Annotated in this window: 16 protein-coding genes; 8 read left to right on the forward strand and 8 right to left on the reverse strand. The window is 46.1% G+C overall.

Annotated elements, in window-relative coordinates; all coding sequences use genetic code 11:
- Positions 1-390: 390 nt before the first annotated feature.
- The 5 genes from EUBC25_RS08325 (at position 391) to dnaB (ending at position 6503) form a co-directional block, all read left to right on the forward strand.
- Positions 391-1317, forward strand: coding sequence for a sugar phosphate nucleotidyltransferase (locus tag EUBC25_RS08325; protein WP_230105043.1), 927 nt, complete (start codon positions 391-393; stop codon positions 1315-1317).
- Positions 1318-1435: 118 nt separating this feature from the next.
- Positions 1436-2452 carry a UDP-glucose 4-epimerase GalE gene (gene galE / locus EUBC25_RS08330; RefSeq protein ID WP_230105044.1) on the forward strand — a complete coding sequence of 339 codons (1017 nt, stop codon included), beginning with the start codon at positions 1436-1438 and terminating at the stop codon, positions 2450-2452.
- A 186-nt stretch (positions 2453-2638) separates the two neighbouring features.
- The gene (locus EUBC25_RS08335) at positions 2639-4699 is read left to right on the forward strand and encodes a DHH family phosphoesterase (RefSeq protein WP_230105045.1); all 2061 of its coding nucleotides are present in this window, start codon (positions 2639-2641) and stop codon (positions 4697-4699) included.
- Positions 4700-5149 (forward strand): 50S ribosomal protein L9, encoded by a 450-nt coding sequence (rplI, locus tag EUBC25_RS08340; protein WP_230105046.1) that lies wholly within the window; start codon positions 4700-4702, stop codon positions 5147-5149.
- A gap of 13 nt (positions 5150-5162) precedes the next feature.
- Positions 5163-6503, forward strand: coding sequence for a replicative DNA helicase (gene dnaB / locus EUBC25_RS08345; RefSeq protein ID WP_230107579.1), 1341 nt, complete (start codon positions 5163-5165; stop codon positions 6501-6503).
- Here dnaB and EUBC25_RS08350 read toward each other — a convergent pair.
- The 5 genes from EUBC25_RS08350 to pflB form a co-directional block, all read right to left on the reverse strand.
- Entirely contained in the window at positions 6486-6842 is a 357-nt protein-coding gene (locus tag EUBC25_RS08350; RefSeq protein WP_230105047.1) for a hypothetical protein, read from the reverse strand. The genes dnaB and EUBC25_RS08350 overlap by 18 nt on opposite strands.
- 190 nt (positions 6843-7032) lie before the next feature.
- Complete coding sequence (locus EUBC25_RS08355) at positions 7033-7203, reverse strand: DUF362 domain-containing protein (RefSeq protein WP_022319077.1); 171 nt, start codon at positions 7201-7203, stop codon at positions 7033-7035.
- Positions 7204-7330: 127 nt separating this feature from the next.
- Entirely contained in the window at positions 7331-8074 is a 744-nt protein-coding gene (pflA, locus tag EUBC25_RS08360) for a pyruvate formate-lyase-activating protein (RefSeq protein WP_230105048.1), read from the reverse strand.
- A gap of 3 nt (positions 8075-8077) precedes the next feature.
- Complete coding sequence (grcA3, locus tag EUBC25_RS08365; protein WP_230105049.1) at positions 8078-8320, reverse strand: autonomous glycyl radical cofactor GrcA3; 243 nt, start codon at positions 8318-8320, stop codon at positions 8078-8080.
- Positions 8321-8355: 35 nt separating this feature from the next.
- Positions 8356-10473 carry a formate C-acetyltransferase gene (gene pflB, locus EUBC25_RS08370; protein WP_230105050.1) on the reverse strand — a complete coding sequence of 706 codons (2118 nt, stop codon included), beginning with the start codon at positions 10471-10473 and terminating at the stop codon, positions 8356-8358.
- A 251-nt stretch (positions 10474-10724) separates the two neighbouring features.
- On the opposite strand from pflB, the gene EUBC25_RS08375 reads away from it, so the two are divergent.
- Positions 10725-11924, forward strand: coding sequence for a substrate-binding domain-containing protein (locus EUBC25_RS08375; protein WP_230105051.1), 1200 nt, complete (start codon positions 10725-10727; stop codon positions 11922-11924).
- On the opposite strand, the gene EUBC25_RS08380 is transcribed toward EUBC25_RS08375, so the two are convergent.
- The 3 genes from EUBC25_RS08380 to EUBC25_RS08390 are packed head-to-tail and all read right to left on the reverse strand — an operon-like array spanning position 11921 to position 16523.
- Positions 11921-13381, reverse strand: coding sequence for a sensor histidine kinase (locus EUBC25_RS08380; protein WP_230105052.1), 1461 nt, complete (start codon positions 13379-13381; stop codon positions 11921-11923). The genes EUBC25_RS08375 and EUBC25_RS08380 overlap by 4 nt on opposite strands.
- 47 nt (positions 13382-13428) lie before the next feature.
- Positions 13429-14130, reverse strand: coding sequence for a response regulator transcription factor (locus tag EUBC25_RS08385; protein ID WP_230105053.1), 702 nt, complete (start codon positions 14128-14130; stop codon positions 13429-13431).
- Positions 14131-14144: 14 nt separating this feature from the next.
- Positions 14145-16523, reverse strand: a complete 2379-nt coding sequence (locus EUBC25_RS08390; RefSeq protein WP_230105054.1) for an endonuclease MutS2 — start codon at positions 16521-16523, stop codon at positions 14145-14147.
- Between the two features lie 596 nt (positions 16524-17119).
- Between EUBC25_RS08390 and EUBC25_RS08395 the strand changes: the two genes are divergently transcribed.
- Positions 17120-18370 (forward strand): S1C family serine protease, encoded by a 1251-nt coding sequence (locus EUBC25_RS08395; protein WP_230105055.1) that lies wholly within the window; start codon positions 17120-17122, stop codon positions 18368-18370.
- A 29-nt stretch (positions 18371-18399) separates the two neighbouring features.
- On the forward strand, positions 18400-19341 hold the full coding sequence (locus EUBC25_RS08400; protein ID WP_230105056.1) for a 3'-5' exoribonuclease YhaM family protein: 942 nt from the start codon (positions 18400-18402) through the stop codon (positions 19339-19341).
- The last annotated feature ends 60 nt before the right edge of the window (positions 19342-19401 follow it).

The raw sequence follows: 19401 nt of genomic DNA on the forward strand, positions 1-19401 counted from the left end.
AGAATATTGTTCTCCTGATTTTTTGTTTGCTTCCGTGCAGCGGCGTATAGCGCATTCGCTATACGAAAAACGAGCTCTCTCAAAGAGCCATGCAAGCTCGAGGCAGAGCCTCTCGCTCACGGGCATTCGCCCTATAGAACCTATAGAAATACAAGATACCAGCAGTGTCTGCAAGCAGCCTCTGCTGATCTCTTGTATTTCTGCATGGCTCTTTGCTTACGTGAACATTATACCCTGATTTTGTAAAAAAAGCAAAAAGAAAGTGCAGATTGTACAAATCAATTAAAAAATAGGATAAAGATTTTTTTGGCTCTTTATACTACAATAAGCGTAAATGTACAAAGGACAGCAGCGGACAGGCTGTGTAATTTTGGAAAGGAAATGAAAGTGATGAAAAAACCAGTTTTAGTAATTATGGCAGCAGGAATGGGAAGCAGATACGGCGGCTTAAAGCAGATCGATCCGGTAGACAAAGAAGGGCATATTATTATGGATTTTTCCATGTATGATGCGAAAAGAGCCGGATTTGAAAAGGTTGTCTTTATTATTAAGCATGAGATAGAAAAGGATTTCAAGGAGAATGTAGGAGAACGCATCAGTAAATATATGGATGTTGCCTATGCATATCAGGATATTCAGAATATTCCGGAAGGCTTTGAAGTGCCGGAAGGAAGAGTGAAACCATGGGGAACTGCCCATGCGGTATTAAGTGCGATCGATGAGATCGACGGACCGTTTGCGGTGATCAATGCTGACGACTATTACGGACGGGAAGCATTTGAACTGATCTATGATTATCTTGCATCTCATGAGGATGATGAGAAATATCGTTATACTATGGTGGGGTATGAACTGGGAAATACGGTTACAGATAACGGACATGTGGCCAGAGGTCTGTGCGACATGAATGAAAAGGGCGAGCTGACAGGTATTCATGAAAGAACCAGGATCGAGAAGAGAGAAGGCGGAATTGCCTATTCCGAGGATGAAGGAGCAACCTGGACATTCGTTCCGGCAGACACAACAGTTTCCATGAATATGTGGGGATTTACAGCCAGCATTTTGAAAGAGATCAAGGAAAGGTTCCCGGCGTTTTTAGAGGAAGGCCTGAAGAGCAATCCGATGAAGTGCGAATATTTCCTTCCTACTGTTGTCAGTGATCTGATCGGAGAAGGAAAAGCGACGGCAGCAGTCCTGAAATCCAGGGACAAGTGGTATGGAGTGACTTATAAAGAGGACAAGCCGGTTGTTATGGAAGCGATCCAGAGAATGAAGGATGAGGGAGTTTATCCGCAGCATCTCTGGGAGGAAGCATAAAACGCAATATTTTTATAGTTTTCACCATGATGTTTATAGTATTTATAAGATGTGATGATTATAATCAAAGTATAGTTGATCCATCAAAACATAGTCCGTATATGAGGAGGTAATTAAAATGAAAATATTGATCACAGGCGGTGCAGGATACATCGGAAGCCACACAGCCCTGGAACTTCTGAATGAAGGTTATGAGGTTGTTGTGTATGATAATCTCTGTAATTCCTCTAAAGAATCCCTGAAGCGTGTGGAAGAGCTTACAGGAAAAAGCGTTCAGTTTTATGAAGGAGATGTTCTGGACGCAGAAGCGTTAAAAGCTATGTTTGAGGCAGAGAAGATCGATGCAGTGATCCACTGTGCGGCCCTTAAGGCAGTAGGAGAATCTGTGCGCAAGCCTCTGGAGTATTATCAGAATAATATTACCGGAACTTTAACACTGATGAACGTAATGAGAGAAGTCGGCGTAAAGAATATCGTATTCAGTTCTTCTGCAACTGTATACGGAAGCCCGGAAGAAATGCCGATCACGGAGGCATGCCCGAAGGGACAGTGCACGAATCCGTACGGATGGACAAAATCCATGATGGAACAGATCATGACAGATTTGCAGAAAGCGGATCCGGAATGGAATGTGATCCTTCTTCGTTATTTCAATCCGGTGGGAGCGCACAAGAGCGGCCGTATCGGAGAGGATCCGAAAGGAATCCCCAACAACCTTATGCCGTATATTTCACAGGTGGCAGTAGGAAAACTGGAAAAACTGGGTGTATTTGGAGATGACTATGACACGCCGGACGGAACAGGAGTGCGTGATTATATTCATGTAGTTGATCTGGCAATCGGTCATGTGAAAGCCATCAATTATATTTTCACTAATCCGGGACTTGATGTGATCAACCTTGGAACAGGGCAGGGATATTCGGTTCTTGACATGGTAAAAGCATTTTCCAAAGCATGCGGGAAAGAGATTCCCTATGAGATCAAACCGCGCCGTGCAGGGGATATTGCAATGTGCTATGCAGATCCTGCAAAGGCGGCGAAGGTGCTTGGCTGGAAAGCGGAAAGAGGACTGGATGAAATGTGCGAAGACACATGGAGATGGCAGTCACAGAATCCTAACGGATACGAATCATAAAAGCAAGGAAGGGCTGCTGTTTCAAGAAAAGCAGATCGGGCTGAAAAGGGGGACGAAGATTTTCGGAAAATCTTTGTCCCCCTTCTTTCGTGCAAAAAAAACTGCCGGCATTTAAAATTCTTCCCTTTTACTGGCAAAAGTGGTATAATACAGTGTGCAGTTGTATTGTTTTTGAGGGATATAAATATGAAGAAGAAAGAAAAACAAAGTGTACGATTAAAAGGACAACTAAGAGTATACATGCAATGGCCGGCTGTTATGTCCATTTTGCTGATCGCAATGAATATATGGATCTATCGTCTTGATCGCAAGGCAGGGATGCTGATGTGTCTTTTTGTTGTGATCTATATTGTCATCGTGGGCGTAATGTATTTTTATAATAAGTCCCTTGTTATGAAAGACCTGGTGGAATTTGCAGCCCAGTATGGAATCGTACAGAATACTCTTTTGAAGAAACTGGCAGTACCATATGCTCTTCTTCTGGAAGATGGGAAGCTGATGTGGATGAATGATCAGTTCCGTGAGATACTGGGGGGCAAGCTGAAGGGAGAAAATGTCCTCAGTCGTTACATTCCGGAGCTGAACCGCAGCATTTTCCCGAAAGAAGAAAATCAGACGGTAGAGATGGAAGTCTATTATAAAGATAAAGAGTACCGGGCAGAACTTAGGAAGGTGCCTGTGGAAGGCTTCAGTAATTCAGAACAGCTTCTGGAAATGCCGGAAGAGAAGGAATATTTTATTGCGGTCTATCTCTCCGATGTGACAGAACTGAATACTGCTCTTCGTCAAAATGAAGAACAGCGGCTGGTAGCAGGTCTGATCTACATCGACAATTATGACGAGGTGATCGACAGTGTAGAGGAAGTGCGCCAGAGTCTTTTGGTAGCGCTGATCGACAGGAAGATCAACCAGTATATTGCCCGGCTTGACGGAATCGTAAAGAAGATGGAGACAGATAAATATTTTATCGTTATGAAAAAACAGTGCTTCAAGGAATTGGAAGCGGATCGTTTTTCTCTTCTTGAGGATGTAAAATCCGTAAATATCGGGAATAATATTCCGGCCACATTAAGTATCGGTCTCGGACTTAGCCAGACTGCTTACGTGCAGAGCTATACCTATGCCCGGGCAGCCATTGATCTGGCTCTGGCAAGAGGAGGAGATCAGGCGGTTATTAAGGACAGCAGCGGCATTACTTACTACGGAGGCAAACGGGAGCAGACCTCCAAAAATACGAGGGTAAAGGCCAGAGTAAAAGCAGAAGCACTCCGCGAATTTATTACTGTCAATGACACGATCCTTGTTATGGGGCATAAGATGATGGATATGGACTGCCTGGGAGCGGCAATTGGCATCTACCGCGCTGCGGCAGCTCTTGAAAAGAAAGCGCATATTGTAGTGGATAATATTTCCGCCTCTGTCCGCGTCATGTATGAGGAGTTTGTCAATCATCCCAATTATCCTGATGATATGTTTGTGACTTCCGGTGAGGCCAAGGAGATGATCGATGACAGTTCCATGGTGATCGTAGTGGATACCAACCGTCCCAAGATGACAGAATGTCCGGAACTTCTGACTATGACAAAGACTGTAGTTGTTTTTGATCATCACAGGCAGAGCAGTGATAATATTGAAAGTGCATTGTTGTCCTACATTGAGCCGTACGCATCGTCGGCGTGTGAGATGGTATCAGAAGTTCTGCAGTATATTGTAGATGATGTCAAAATACCGGCCATGGAAGCCAACAGTCTCTATGCAGGAATTATGATCGATACGAATAATTTTCTGAATAAGACAGGAGTCCGTACTTTTGAGGCGGCGGCCTTCTTAAGAAGGTGCGGCGCTGATATCCCGTTTATCCGGAAAATTCTTCGGGATGATCTGAAATCCTATCAGGCGAAAGCGCGGATCATCAGCGGAGCGGAAGTATATATGGATGATTTTGCAATTGCAACAGGAGAAAATCTTAAGATCGAAAGTCCGACAATTATTGGGGCTCAGGCAGCCAACGAACTGCTTGACATTGACGGAATTAAGGCGACGTTTGTGCTCACAGTGTATAACGGCAGGATCTATGTCAGCGCCCGCTCGATTGATGAGATAAACGTGCAGGTGATCATGGAGCGGCTTGGCGGCGGCGGTCATATGAACGCGTCAGGAGCCCAGTTTGATCATACGGATCTGGATGAAGCCGTGGCGGATCTGAAGAAAGTGCTTACTGAAATGAAAGAAAAAGGAGATATATAGATGAAAGTAATTTTATTGGAGGATGTAAAGTCTCTCGGGAAAAAAGGGGAGATTGTAGAGGTAAATGACGGATATGCAAGAAACTTTCTGCTGAAGACAAAAAAGGGAGCAGAGGCAAACAAAAGTAATATGAATGACCTGAAACTGCAGAAAGCAAATCAGGAGAAGATTGCACAGGAACAGCTGGATGCGGCAAAAGAACTTGGAAAGAAGCTGGAGGAAGGCAAGGTGACCATTTCCATTAAAACCGGAGACGGCGGCAAGGCTTTCGGATCTGTATCTTCCAAGGAAATTGCGTCGGCTGTGGAAGAGCAGATGGGACTGAAAGTGGATAAGAAAAAGATCCAGCTTAAGGAACAGCTGAAAACCCTGGGAACTCACATGGTTCCTGTAAAACTTCACGCGAAAGTGACTGTAGAGCTGAAAGTAAATGTAACAGAGGAGGCATAGAACGATGCCGGAGATGGAGGAAGCTCTCATTAAACGTGTACCGCCTCACAGCATAGAGGCGGAACAGTCTGTCGTAGGCGCCATGCTGATGGACAAGGATGCGATCATGACCGCTTCTGAAATCATCAGCGGCAAAGATTTTTATCAAACTTCATACGGCGTTATATTTGACTCTATGACAGAGCTTTTCAATGAAGGGAAGCCGGTGGACCTGATCACTCTTCAGGAGAGGCTGAAGGAAAAGGATGTACCGGATGAAATTTCCAGTCTGGAATTTGTCCGCGATCTGGTTGCCGCAGTTCCCACTTCAGCGAACGTTAAATATTATGCGGATATTGTGTTTGAAAAATCTATGCTCCGCAGGCTTATAAAGACAAATGAAGAGATTGCAAATTCCTGTTATGCAGGAAGCGATTCAATGGAAGCGATCCTGGAGACAGCGGAAAAGAGCATTTTCGAGCTGGCCCAGAAAAGAAGCACAGGAGATTATGTGCCCATCAAGCAGGTTGTCTTAAATGCCCTGGACCGGATCGAGAAGGCGGCAAAGACGAAGGGGACTGTTACCGGTATTCCTACCGGATTTCTGGATCTGGATTACAAGCTGTCAGGACTGCAGCCGTCGGACCTGATCCTTGTGGCAGCAAGGCCTTCTATGGGAAAGACAGCCTTTGTTTTGAATATCGCACAGCATGCGGCTTTTAAAAGCAATAAGACCGTAGCCATTTTCAGTTTGGAGATGTCCAAGGAGCAGCTGGTAAACCGATTGTTTTCCCTGGAGTCACAGGTGGATTCTCAGGCCCTTCGTACCGGAAACTTAAAGGACGATGACTGGGAAAAATTGATAGAAAGTGCGGGGATTATCGGAAAGTCCAACCTTATTATTGATGATACGCCGGGAATTTCCATTTCCGAATTAAGAAGCAAATGCAGGAAGTATAAGCTGGAGCAGGATCTTCACCTGATCATCATTGACTACCTGCAGCTGATGACCGGAAGAGTAGGCGGGCGTGCAGAGTCGCGTCAGCAGGAAATTTCTGATATTTCCAGATCCCTGAAGGGTGTGGCAAGGGAGCTGAATGTTCCCGTGATCGCATTATCACAGCTCAGCCGTGCGGTAGAGCAAAGGCCCGATCACAGACCGATGCTTTCCGACCTTAGAGAGTCGGGGGCCATTGAGCAGGACGCCGATGTGGTAATGTTTATTTACCGTGACGATTATTATAATAAAGATACAGAGACGCCTAATCAGGCGGAGATCATTATCGCAAAACAAAGAAACGGCCCCATAGGGACCGTTCATCTGGCATGGCTGCCGGATTACACGAAGTTTGCCAATTTATCCTGGCAGGAGTAGGCGTTTCAGCCGTTCTGCCGGTCCTGCTTTGGCAGCTTCTTTCCGAAAGGACTGCTGCTGGCGGATCAATTGATCCAGCCGTTTGAACTGTTCTTCTTCCTGCCGCTCTTTGGCATCCAGGAGGAAGGACAGTTCTTTTGTGATCATAGCTGTCAGCACTTCGTTATTATTTTCCAGCATACGCTTCATGCGGAGCTGTTCTCTGGTGCGTTTCATATCGGGAATGAGAGCTTTCAGCTCGTCAAATGGAACGCCCTGTTCATATAGCTCTTTAATACAATTGTATAGTTTGGTATCTTCTTTTGTTGCACTGCTTAATGTGTTAAGTGCGTTTCCCATATTCATACCCCCTTTGCAATTCCAAGTATAGCATGTACACAGTGAAGATATTGTCAAAAGGAGGATGTGCCCGGGGAATCTTAGTTACATATTCCGCCGGAAAATACAAAAAGAGACGAAAAAAAGACAGTCTGTCGAACCAGCCTGTCTTTTTTGATTTCTTTTTTGTTTTTATGTTTCCAGAGATGAATTAGCCCTGGGAAATTGCTCCTGTTGGACACTGAGCTGCACAAGCTCCGCAGTCAACACAAGCGTCTGCATCAATTTCATAGTGGTCAGCGCCCTGAGAAATAGCTCCTACTGGACATTCTGCTTCGCAAGCTCCACAGCTTACACATTCATCACTAATTACATGTGCCATTGGTATATCCTCCTTTATCATTATAGAACATAAGTCTACTTGGTTTATACATATCATAATACAAAAAAAACAAATATACAAGAGAAAAAGATGTTCTAAATTTAGGACAAGAAATTGAATGTCATTTTCAACTTTTAGCCTTTTTGTAGGCGGATAAAATAATGTGTTTTGCCATAGCCGCTTCTTCCCTGGTGGCTTCCCTGGTATTTTCCAATGGGTAGGAAAGATGTAGGGTTTTATATTTTATTTTTCCCATGGAATGATAGGGAAGCACATCCAGGGCTTTCACGTTATTTAAAGTCCCCATAAACGCTCCAAGCTGTTCCAGATATTCCCGGAACAGTGTAATGCCGGGGACGACAACGTGACGGATCCATACAGGGACACCCCGTTCATCCAGATATTTGGCAAAAGCCAGAATCTGGCGGTTGGAATGTCCGGTCAGAATCTGATGCTGTCTGTCATCTATATGCTTGATATCCAGAAGGATGAGATCAGTCATGGATAAAAGTTCATCCAGCCGTTTCATAAAGGCATCATTGTGAGGATTAAACATGATTCCCGAAGAATCGATGCAGGTGTGGATGCCGTGTTTCTTTAGATCACGGAAAACCTCGATCAGAAAATCCATCTGCATCATGGGCTCCCCTCCGGTGACAGTCACTCCTCCATTTCTGTAGAAAGGAAGATTGGAATAAAAGCCTTCCAGAACTTCCTGGACAGTCATTTCCGTTCCTTTTCCATACTCCCATGTATCCGGATTATGACAGTACTGACACCGCATGGGACAGCCCTGAAGGAAGATCACATAACGGATCCCGGGACCGTCCACAGTGCCGCAGCTTTCTATTGAATGCACAAAACCTTTCATAGCTTAAAGATTTTCGTGGAATGTCCTGGCAATAACGTCATCCTGCTGCTCTTTCGTCAGTTTGATGAAGTTTACGGCATATCCCGATACACGGACAGTGAGCTGCGGATATTTTTCAGGGTGCTTCTGGGCATCCAGAAGAGTTTCCTTTGTGAATACATTTACATTCAGATGGTGTCCGCCCTGTTCAACATAGCCGTCTAACATGGATACAAGATTATCTACCTGCTGTTTATTTACTGTCATAATGATTCTCCTTTCTATTTACAATACCAGTTAAATTACTCGCGGTCAATGCTCTCTTCGATATTTGGAATATTGCACGCCATATTTCCGCACTCTGCCTCCAGCCTGTCAAGATCCAGATCCCCGGCAAAGATCATGTCGTCCTTTCCGAGCGCTCCCGGAATGATGGAGAAGGTATTTGAGATACCATCCTGTGCATGGCGGAATGGGATCTTTGCAACAGAGGCAAGAGAAGCCAAAGCCCCGTGAGTGTCTCTTTGATGCATCGGGTTTGCACCCGGCGCAAGAGGCTCGCCCTGTTTTCTGCCATCCGGTGTATTTCCGGTCTTTTTACCGTAAACAACATTGGATGTGATGGTGAGGATAGACATAGTAGGAATGGAATGACGGTAGGTGTGATGCTTGCGGATCTTATCCATGAAGTTTCGGACAAGCTCTACTGCGATTTCATCTACGCGGTCGTCATTGTTTCCGTATTTCGGGAAATCACCTTCTACTTCGTAATCAACCACCAGACCATCCTCATCACGTACAGCCTTTACTTTGGCATATTTGATGGCGGACAGGGAATCGGCCACAACAGAAAGGCCGGCGATACCGGTTGCAAAGTAACGTTTCACTTCTCTGTCGTGAAGGGCCATCTGAAGCCTTTCATAGCAGTATTTGTCATGCATATAGTGAATGACGTTCAGTGTGTTGACATACAGGCCTGCCAGCCATTCCATCATATCGTCAAACTTCTGCATGACATCATCGTAATCCAGATATTCTGTTTCTACCGGGCGGTATCTCGGACCCACCTGTACCTTCAGCCGTTCGTCCATACCGCCGTTGATAGCGTACAGGAGGCATTTTGCCAGGTTGGCTCTGGCTCCGAAGAACTGCATTTCCTTTCCGACACGCATAGAAGATACACAGCATGCGATCGCATAGTCATCTCCATGGGTAGCACGCATCAGATCATCATTTTCATATTGAATGGAAGAAGATTTGATAGACATCTTCGCACAGTATTCTTTAAAAGCCCGTGGCAGCCTCGTAGACCATAATACGGTCAGGTTCGGTTCCGGAGCGGTTCCCAGGTTGTCCAGTGTATGGAGATACCGGAAGGAAGTACGCGTCACGAGCGGCCGTCCGTCGATGCCCACTCCTCCGATGGATTCAGTCACCCAGGTCGGGTCTCCGGAGAAAAGGGAATTGTATTCCGGAGTACGGGCAAATTTTACCAGGCGAAGCTTCATAATAAAGTGATCGATATACTCCTGCGCCTGTTCTTCCGTGATAAGTCCGCGGTCAAGATCTCTTTGAATATAGATGTCGAGGAAGGTAGAGGTGCGGCCCAGACTCATGGCAGCGCCGTTCTGCTCTTTGACGGCTGCCAGGTAGCCGAAGTAGAGCCACTGAATTGCCTCTTTGGCATTTTTGGCCGGCTTACTGATATCGAATCCGTAAATCTCTCCCAATTCTTTCAATTCGCCAAGGGCCCGGATCTGTTCTGCCAGTTCTTCTCTTAAACGGATGTTATCTCCGGTCATACGGACAAGGGAGGTGGCAAGCTGCTGCTTTTTGTCCTCGATCAGCCAGTCAGTTCCGTACAGAGCTACGCGGCGGTAATCGCCGATGATGCGTCCGCGTCCGTAAGCGTCCGGAAGACCTGTGATGATCGCTGACTTTCTGGCAAGGCGCATCTCCGGCGTGTAGACGTCAAATACCCCTTGATTGTGAGTTTTCCTGTATTTGGTAAAGATATCCACCACTTCAGGATCTACTTCGTATCCATTCTCGTGGCATGCATTCTGTGCCATACGGATTCCTCCGAAAGGCTGCAGGGAACGCTTGAAAGGTTTGTCTGTCTGGAAGCCTACGATCTGTTCCAGGTCTTTGTTGAGATAGCCCGGTCCGTGTGAAGTAATGCTGGAGATGATCTTCGTATCCATATCAAGGACACCTCCTGCCTCACGCTCCTTTTTAGACAGATCCATAACCTGCTCCCAAAGTTTTCTGGTGGCCTCTGTGGGGCCTGCAAGAAAAGCTTCATCTCCCTCATAGGGAGTATAATTATTCTGAATGAAGTCGCGCACATTGACGGATGTACGGTTCCATCTGCCGGGGCGGAAGCCGTCCCAGCTTTCAGAGATCCAATGTTTTTCCATAAAAGGTTCCTCCTTAAATGAGCTGTTTGATCAATTACCAACCGGTCAAACCTGATACAGACCGGTTGAGATTATTATATGAGAACGAATATCATTTAGTCAATAAGAATATTGTACTAAATTGAATACAGTATACAAAAATAATAGAAAGTTCTCAGTAAAATTTAAGAAAAATTTTTTACATTTTCCCGCTGTTTTGGTGTATAGTGTTTGTAGTTACGTAAAAAATATGATGCAGGGAGAGGAAAGTAATGTGTAAAAAGTGGAAATTATCAGCAATCGTATTAAGCACAGCTTTACTTTTTTGCAGCTGCGCTGTTCAGTCCAATGACGGAGAAGAGCGGGAAACAACCGTTAATAAAACAGAAGAAAAAGTGGACAAAGAAAAGATCAGACTGGATGCCCTGAATCCGACAGCCTATGGAAATGTAGAAGGGCTGAATCTGGAGCCGGGAACGTATTTTTCCCTGCTCGGCAAGGCTGCCTCGGGAGATTATTGGGATAACGTACAAGAAGGGGCACAGCAGGCCGTGGATGATATAAATGAAGCGCTTGGATATAAAGGGGACGATAAGGTACGTATGGTATACAGCGGCCCCAGTGAGAATGGAAACGTAGATGAACAGGTGAACATCCTGGATGAAGAGCTGGCAAGATATCCTGCCGCAGTAGCGATTTCGATCATTGATTCACAGTCATGTGATGTCCAGTTTGACCTGGCGGCAGAGAACGGGATTCCTGTTGTAACCTTTGATTCAGGCAGCAACTATCAGAATATCATGGCAAGAATCAGCACAAACAATACAGCGGCAGCAGAGGAGGCGGCCGTACATATGGCAGAAGCGCTGGAGAACAAAGGAGAAGTCATGGTCTTTGTCCATGATTCCAGATCTATTACCGCAAAAGAGAGAGAAGAAGCTTTTGTCAATAAGATAAAGAATGATTATCCGGAGATGGAAGTGAAAAACATTTATTATCTGGAAGATTTGGATAGTCTGAAGCAGACTATGGCAGATGAGATAAATGGAGGAACTTATGCAAAGGCAGGAGAAGAGGCCAGAGTGAATGAGGATCCGGAAACGCAGGTTCAGGCAGCTGATATCACAGATGACGAACTGATGGATTATACTTTTGCAAAGAATCCGGATGTAAAAGGGATATATGGTACAAGCGGAAATGCAGTCATGACAGCGGTAGAGCAGTCCGCCCGTCTGGAAAAAGATGTGAAGATTGTAGGCTTTGACGCTACCGAAGAAGAGGTTCAGGCTTTGCAGGACGGCAGTATATACGGACTTGTAGCTCAGAATCCTTACGGAATGGGATATGCAGCCATTGTGGCAAGCGCCCGTTCTATTCTGGATATGGGAAATGAAGCGGAAATCGATTCCGGATACGTCTGGGTAGACGCAGATAACATGGAGGAAGGCGAAATAGCAGCTATGCTGTACTAATTTGCTTTCTTGGGAAGAGAGAAGATAAACTCGGTTCCCACACCTTCAGTACTGATGACATTAATATTTTCACCATGGGCCTGGAGAGCTTCCTTAACAATGGCGAGCCCCAGGCCTGTGCCTTTTTTGTCCTTTCCGCGGGAGTTGTCGGTTTTATAGAAGCGCTCCCAGATTTTATTCAGGGCATCTCTTGGAATCCCTATCCCGTAATCTTTTACAGAAATGTGGATCCGGTCGCCGCGATCGGTTGTCTCTACAATGACGGTGGACTCCGGCTCGCTGAATTTAATGGCGTTGTCGATCAGATTATAGAGAACCTGCTGGATCTTACGTTTATCTGCATAGACATTCACATGTTTTGTGGCGAGAACAAGCTCGATAGAAATTTTTTTGTGGGTGCATGTTCCCTCGAAAGAGGCGGCCGTATTTTTAATGACTTCGTGAATATCAAAATTTTCCCTGTTTAAAAGAAGGTTATTTGTGTCAAATTCATTCAATGTGAGGAGATCCTGTGTCAGATCCGTCAGACGTTCTGTTTCAAAGAGAATGATCTTCAGGTACTTTTCCTGCATTTCGGGCGGAATCGTTCCATCTGTCATGGCTTCCACATAACCTTTAATGGATGTAAGCGGAGATCGGAAATCATGGGATACATTAGCGACAAACTTTTTCTGATAATCTTCCATATCTTTGAGTTGTGATGACATATAGTTTAAAGAGGCGGACAGGTATCCCATTTCATCTTCCGTGGTGACAGGAATCTCGTAGTCCAGATTTCCCGAGGCATACTGAGTCGCCGCCTCTGTGATCTTGCGCAAGGGACGGTATACGAGAACCTGAAAGGCCAGCAGTACAATAAAAGAGAGAAGGTAAATGATGATGACAGTAATGTATACAAACTGCATCAGCATGTCTCTCGACTGGGTGATATCTGATACGAATTTGTGGATCAGAAGATATCCGTCTGTGGAAAAACCGCGGATCACCGGGACCATGACCGTAAGAACGGATTCTGAAAAGTAGCCATGATAATTTCCCTCCTGATAAGTAGAACTTCCGTTTTCGGCCGGGTTGAAATTTTCAATCGCAGAGGGGGCGGATGGATAGATATCCGGATGGGCAGAAAACAAAAGAGTACCTTCCCGATCTACCAGCCAGACAGAAGCGTCTGTGTAAGAACTCATTCCCTCCAGCTGCATACGAACTTCAGAAGAAGATAAGAATTCGTTGAAATAATCCGGAAGATAATCATTGGCAAAGACAGTAGCTTCGGAATACAGTCTGCTGGCAGCAGATTCCTTGAGACTTGTGTAAGTCAGACTGGAAGTCAATGTGGCAGCAGTGAAAAGGGCCAGAAAGCCAAACACAATATAAATAACAATAAATTTCAGATATAGTGTGCTGTTAAGCGGAAGGGTAGCCTTCCGCTGATTTTGTTTAGAACGGTGAAAGATCATGACTGTTCTCCATAGAAGATTTATTTCATAAAAGATTTACTTAGCCGTTACTTTACTTCAAATTTATAGCCGATTCCCCATACTGTGCTAAGACTCCAGGATGGATGATCCTTGATCTTTTCACGGAGCCGTTTGATATGGACATCTACTGTTCTTGTGTCGCCGATGTATTCATAGCCCCAGATCTGATCCAGAAGCTGTTCTCTTGTAAATACCTGATTGGGCGAGGAGGCAAGGAAATAGAGAAGCTCCAGCTCTTTGGGAGGCATATCCACATTTTTGCCGTCTACAAGAACAGAATAGTTTGTAAGATTGATCGCGATACCGGGGTATTCCACGTATTTCCCACGATCTTTTTCCGGTTCCTCTGTCTTGACAGGATGATACCGCCGAAGGACAGCCTTCACACGAGCCACCAGTTCTTTGGAGTCGAATGGTTTCAGAATATAGTCGTCGGCACCCAGTTCCAGCCCCAGAACCTTGTCAAAAACCTCACCTTTTGCGGAAAGCATGATGATAGGCGTCTGAGAACGGCTGCGGATTTCCCGGCACACCTGATAGCCGTCAATACCGGGCAGCATCAGATCAAGGAGAATCAGATTAGGCTGATAAAGATCAAAGGTTTTTAATGCTTCTTCTCCGTCGTGGACCATCATTGTGTCAAAACATTCCTTTGTCAGATACAGCGAAATCAGTTCAGCAATATTTTCGTCATCGTCTACAATTAAGATTTTCTGTTTCGTTACCATAGTTCTCCCCCTGGTTACTTGAATTCTACAATAGTTACGCCGGCATCTCCCTCGCCGAAAGCGGCAAGGTGATAATTTTTCACATGTTTTTGACGGCGAAGATAATTATGGATTCCATTGCGGAGCGCTCCGGTTCCTTTGCCGTGAACGATCCGCACCTGGTTAATATGCGCAAGGTAAGCGTCATCCAGATATTTATCCAGTTTGGCAATCGCCTCATCCACTGTATTTCCCAGAAGATTGATCTCCGGGCTGACAGAAAGGGATTTGCCCATCTTCATTTTGCCCTGGGATGTATTACGTCTGTTCTTGGCAGCAGTATATACCGGCTTTTCCTCAATGATCTCCAGATCGGAAATATTAACCTGCGAGCGGAGTATTCCCATTTGCACTGTTACATTTCCGCGGGAATCGGGAAGAGAGGTAACAGTACCGTTTAAGTTCATGCTGAGGACACGGACAGATTCCCCTAATTTGAAATCGCCTGGTTTGTGAACCTTGGCAGGCTTCCTTGTCTGCAGGGAATTTCCGGACTCTGATGCGGCGATCTTGCGGCGGAGGCGTTCCCTTTCTTTCTCCATCTCGGAGGCGGAAATGTTTTCCTTGCCGAAACGCCGGAAATTTTTCATTGTTTCATCGGCCACATCCTTGGCTTCCTGCAGGATAGTGCGGGCCTTTTCGTTGGCTTCATTGATGATGCGTTCCCGCTGCGCATCCAGTTTTTCCTGTTTTTGTTTCGCTTCGGATTTCAGTTTTTCCAGCTCCCGCTTGTAAGCGGCAATCTCCTCCTGCTCCCGGGCAATGGTGCGCCGGCTCTGTTCCAGATTGCTTAAAATGTCCTCAAAGGATTCATCCTGGGAGGAAAGCTGACGGCGGGCGTCCTCAATAATGTAGTCGGGAAGCCCCAGTTTGCTGGAAATGGCAAAGGCGTTGCTCTTGCCGGGAATACCGATCAAAAGACGATAAGTGGGACGGAGAGTTTCCACATCAAATTCACAGGAGGCGTTTTCCACGCCCTTCTCCGCAAGGGCAAATACCTTCAGCTCACTGTAATGGGTGGTTGCCATGGTGCGGATTCCCTGCCGATGAAGATGACTTAGGATGGCAATGGCAAGAGCTGCACCTTCTGTAGGGTCTGTTCCGGCGCCCAGCTCGTCGAAGAGGACGAGAGAAGACGGGGTGACCTTTTTCAGGAAGGAGACAATATTTGTCATATGAGACGAGAAGGTACTTAAGCTCTGCTCAATACTCTGCTCATCTCCGATATCTGCATAGACATTTTCAAAAACACCCAGTTCAGAGCGGTCCAGGGCGGGAATATGAAGTCCGGCCTGTCCCATAAGGGTGAAAAGTCCCACTGTCTTCAGGGAGACAGTTTTTCCCCCGGTGTTGGGACCGGTAATGATCAGAAGATCAAAGGTATCCCCCAGCGTCACGGTGATGGGAACTACCTTTTTCCGGTCAAGGAGAGGATGGCGGCCCTCACGTATATGGATGCGCCGGTCCTGATTGAAGACCGGACGGCTTGCGTTCATGGATAGTGCAAGACTCCCCTTTGCGAAAATAAAATCAAGGGTAGTCATGATCTGGTAATCGGCGCGTATGGCATCGATGTGCTCGGCGGCAGCGGCGCTAAGAGACGCCAGGATCACCTGGATTTCCTCCTGTTCCTTGCCGTACAGCTCCTTTAGGTCGTTATTCAGCTTTACAACAGACATTGGTTCGATGAAAAGGGTGGATCCGGTGGCCGACTGGTCGTGGATCATACCGGGAACCTGGCTTCTGTATTCTGCTTTGACAGGGATGCAGTAACGGTCTCCCCGCATGGTGATCAATGCGTCCTGAAGATAACTGCGCATGGAACCATTTACAAGGGAGGTGAGGGTGGAATGGATCCGGTCATTTGCAAGGCCGATCTGCCGGCGTATCTGCTTCAGGGCAGGGCTTGCATCGTCGCTGATCTCCTCCTCGCTGATGATGCACCGTTCAATCTCGGACGACAGAACGGTAAGGGGTTCGATCTGTTCAAAATACGGATCCAGACAATCTGCAAGATCGTCCGTTGTCTCGTGGCGTCCGTAGGATTTCGCGCGGTTTGCAGCCGAGAGAAGCTTGCAGATGCGCAGCAGTTCTCCGGCTCCTAAAGTTCCGCCGATTTCCAGGCGCTTCAGAGAGTCGGATACAGGATAACAGCCGCTAAGAGAAAGTTTTCCTTTGCGGACGATCCTTGAAAAAGCGGCTTCTGTTTCCGCCTGTGCTGTTTCGATGGCAGTTAAGTCGGCAGACGGTTTTAAAGCCCGGCAGGCGCGTTCGCCTCCGGGACAGGTGGCCTGTTGTGCCAGAAGTTCGATGATTTTGTTGTATTCAAGTTTATTCAGTGTTTTTTGATTCATATATATTCACCTGGTTGTTGGATTGTTGTTTGTGTAGTGTGCCCGGTGGCTTTGTGAAAGACAAGTCCCCGCAAAGAGCCATGCGAGCTCGAGACAGAAGTCTCTCGCTCACGGGCATTCGCCCTAAGAAAGACAAGTCTCCGCAAAGAGCCATGTGAGCTCGAGACAGAAGTCTCTCGCTCACGGGCATTCGCCCTAAGAAAGACAAGTCTCCGCAAAGAGCCATGCGAGCTCGAGACAAAAGTCTCTCGCTCACGGGCATTCGCCCTAAGAAAGACAAGCCCCCGCAAAGAGCCATGCGAGCTCGGGACAGAAGTCTCTCGCTCACGGGCATTCGCCCTAAGAAAGACAAGCCCCCGCAAAGAGCCATGCGAGCTCGAGACAGAAGTCTCTCGCTCACGGGCATTCGCCCTATAGAAATACAAGATACCAGCAGTGTCTGCAAGCAGCCCCTGCTGATCTCTTGTATTTCTGCATGGCTCTTTGCTTACGTGGACATTATACCCCATTTGAGGGGGAAAGGAAAGGATAAATGTTGAACATTGCGGGGCGATATTGTATACTAAAAAAAGGATTGTACGAGGAGAAGATGCGTCATGGGATATCAGGAAGAACCTGAAGAAAAGAAGGATGATTATGCTTTCCTTCAGGAAACGATTAAGGATGAAAATGGCGGACATAACAAGCTCCGGAATATCGTTTTAAAGTATGCAGGCCTTGGCCTTGTTTTTGGCCTTGCGGCATGCATAGGATTTTGTGCGCTCAAACCCTGGGCAGAGGAAAAATTTGCCGGCAATCCGCAGAAAATTACAATTCCTGAAGAGGAAGAAGAAGAGACAGAAGCAGAAGGGCAGGGAGAAACGCAGGAGGCGCAGACTCTGACAGTTGAAGACTATGAGGAAATGAATCGGGCTCTTATAAATATAGGAAATACTGTAAACCGCAGCATCGTGGAGATCAGGGCAGAAGAGAGCGGTAAAGAGTCGGATGAGGAACCGGCGGTATCCAGTGCAGCAGGAGTACTCTTTGAAGATAATGGGACAGAACTTCTTATTTTGGGAAGCAGCAGAGTATTAAGCGGCGGTGCAAATATCACGGTCAAACTGGCGGACGGGAAGACTTATCCGGCAAGCCTGAAAAAGAGAGACGATAATCTGGGTATTGCGGTTCTGGCTGTAGCCAAAAATACAGTGTCTGAATCTGCATGGAATCAGATTCAGATTGCTACATTGGGAAGTTCCAATAGTATTTTGAAAGGTGAGGTAATCCTTGCTTTGGGAAGTCCATTCGGTTATTACGGGGGAATGGGGATCGGCATTGCGGCTTCTACTGCAAATAGAGTAATGAAGTATGATGGGCAATATGATCTCATTTGCACAGATATCCCGTCTTCACAGGCAGGGACAGGTATTTTGGCTGATACGGACGGACAGATCGTTGGAATCATAGATCAGACGCTTTTGGATGAAGAAGGGCAGGGGCAGGTCATCGCCTATGGCATTTCTGATCTGAAAAAAGCCGTTGAATTTCTGTCGAATAATAAAGCCGTTCCTTATCTTGGAATCTTAAGCGTGACAGTAACAGAGGATCTTGCAGAACAGCAGGGGCTTCCGGAAGGAATTTATGTGCAGGAAGTTGCAGCGGATTCTCCGGCCATGAAGGCAGGGATTCAAAGCGGGGATGTGATCACCCGCATTGGAAAAACCAGTATTTCCACGCTGAGTGGATATACGAATGCCCTGATGGAACTGGATGCTGGAAAAGAAATTAAAGTAGAAGGAAAAAGACAGGGAAACGGCGGTTACGTGGACATTGATTTTACAGTGGCCATAGGAAGTAAAGAATAACAAAAATCAGACTAGAAAGAGGCAGCTATATGAGATATATCAATACTCTCTGCGAGGGAGAGACAATTCGGAACATTTATCTTTGCAAAGGAAAACGTTCTGCAGAAACAAGAAACGGGAAACCATATGACAATCTGATCCTACAGGACAAGACAGGAACACTGGACGGGAAGGTCTGGGATCCAAATTCCGGAGGAATCGCAGATTATGATGAAATGGATTTTATTGAAGTGTATGGAGAGATCATCAGCTATAACAATGCGCTTCAGATGAATATTAAACAGATACGGAAGGCATATGAAGACGAATACAACGCCGCTGATTATATGCCGACAACCGAGAAAAATCCGGAGAGTATGTATCAGGAACTACTGGCGTACGGCAAACAGATTAAAAATCCATATCTTCGTCAGGTGATAGAATATTATTTTGAAAAAGACGAAAAATTTATTAAAAAGTTTAAAGCACATTCGGCAGCCAAAAGCGTACATCACGGATTTTCCGGAGGCCTTTTGGAACATACATTAAGTGTCGTGAAATTCTGCGAGTACATGGCAGGTGCATATCCGATCCTCAACCGGGATCTGCTCTATACGGCAGCAATGTGCCACGATATTGGGAAAATGAAAGAACTTTCCCCCTTTCCGACAAACGATTATACCGACGATGGTCAGCTTCTCGGACATATTGTGATCGGCGTGGAAATGATCAGCGACGCAATCAGAGAAATACCGGACTTTCCGGAAAAATTGGCAAATGAACTGAAACACTGCGTTATCGCTCATCACGGCGAATTGGAATACGGTTCACCGAAAAAGCCGGCTCTGGCAGAGGCGATGGCGCTTCACTTCGCAGACTGCACAGACGCAAAAATGCAGACACTGACAGAAATCTTCAAAGACAAAAACAGCAAAGACTGGCTGGGATATAATCGCCTGTTCGAGACAAACCTGCGGAAAACATCGATATAAATGTGAATAAACTGTTAACGGGGACGTAGTAAACTTCAAAAGTACTACGTCCCAAATTGA

The organism is Claveliimonas bilis (assembly GCF_020892095.1).
Taxonomy (GTDB): domain Bacteria; phylum Bacillota; class Clostridia; order Lachnospirales; family Lachnospiraceae; genus Claveliimonas; species Claveliimonas bilis.

Excerpts from the sequence above, each read along its gene's own strand:
- EUBC25_RS08325 (WP_230105043.1), top strand. The coding sequence starts at position 391 with ATGAAAAAACCAGTTTTAGTAATTATGGCAGCAGGAATGGGAAGCAGA.
- galE (WP_230105044.1), top strand. The coding sequence starts at position 1,436 with ATGAAAATATTGATCACAGGCGGTGCAGGATACATCGGAAGCCACACA.
- EUBC25_RS08335 (WP_230105045.1), top strand. The coding sequence starts at position 2,639 with ATGAAGAAGAAAGAAAAACAAAGTGTACGATTAAAAGGACAACTAAGA.
- rplI (WP_230105046.1), top strand. The coding sequence starts at position 4,700 with ATGAAAGTAATTTTATTGGAGGATGTAAAGTCTCTCGGGAAAAAAGGG.
- dnaB (WP_230107579.1), top strand. The coding sequence starts at position 5,163 with ATGGAGGAAGCTCTCATTAAACGTGTACCGCCTCACAGCATAGAGGCG.
- EUBC25_RS08350 (WP_230105047.1), bottom strand. The coding sequence starts at position 6,842 with ATGGGAAACGCACTTAACACATTAAGCAGTGCAACAAAAGAAGATACC.
- EUBC25_RS08355 (WP_022319077.1), bottom strand. The coding sequence starts at position 7,203 with ATGGCACATGTAATTAGTGATGAATGTGTAAGCTGTGGAGCTTGCGAA.
- pflA (WP_230105048.1), bottom strand. The coding sequence starts at position 8,074 with ATGAAAGGTTTTGTGCATTCAATAGAAAGCTGCGGCACTGTGGACGGT.
- grcA3 (WP_230105049.1), bottom strand. The coding sequence starts at position 8,320 with ATGACAGTAAATAAACAGCAGGTAGATAATCTTGTATCCATGTTAGAC.
- pflB (WP_230105050.1), bottom strand. The coding sequence starts at position 10,473 with ATGGAAAAACATTGGATCTCTGAAAGCTGGGACGGCTTCCGCCCCGGC.
- EUBC25_RS08375 (WP_230105051.1), top strand. The coding sequence starts at position 10,725 with ATGTGTAAAAAGTGGAAATTATCAGCAATCGTATTAAGCACAGCTTTA.
- EUBC25_RS08380 (WP_230105052.1), bottom strand. The coding sequence starts at position 13,381 with ATGATCTTTCACCGTTCTAAACAAAATCAGCGGAAGGCTACCCTTCCG.
- EUBC25_RS08385 (WP_230105053.1), bottom strand. The coding sequence starts at position 14,130 with ATGGTAACGAAACAGAAAATCTTAATTGTAGACGATGACGAAAATATT.
- EUBC25_RS08390 (WP_230105054.1), bottom strand. The coding sequence starts at position 16,523 with ATGAATCAAAAAACACTGAATAAACTTGAATACAACAAAATCATCGAA.
- EUBC25_RS08395 (WP_230105055.1), top strand. The coding sequence starts at position 17,120 with ATGGGATATCAGGAAGAACCTGAAGAAAAGAAGGATGATTATGCTTTC.
- EUBC25_RS08400 (WP_230105056.1), top strand. The coding sequence starts at position 18,400 with ATGAGATATATCAATACTCTCTGCGAGGGAGAGACAATTCGGAACATT.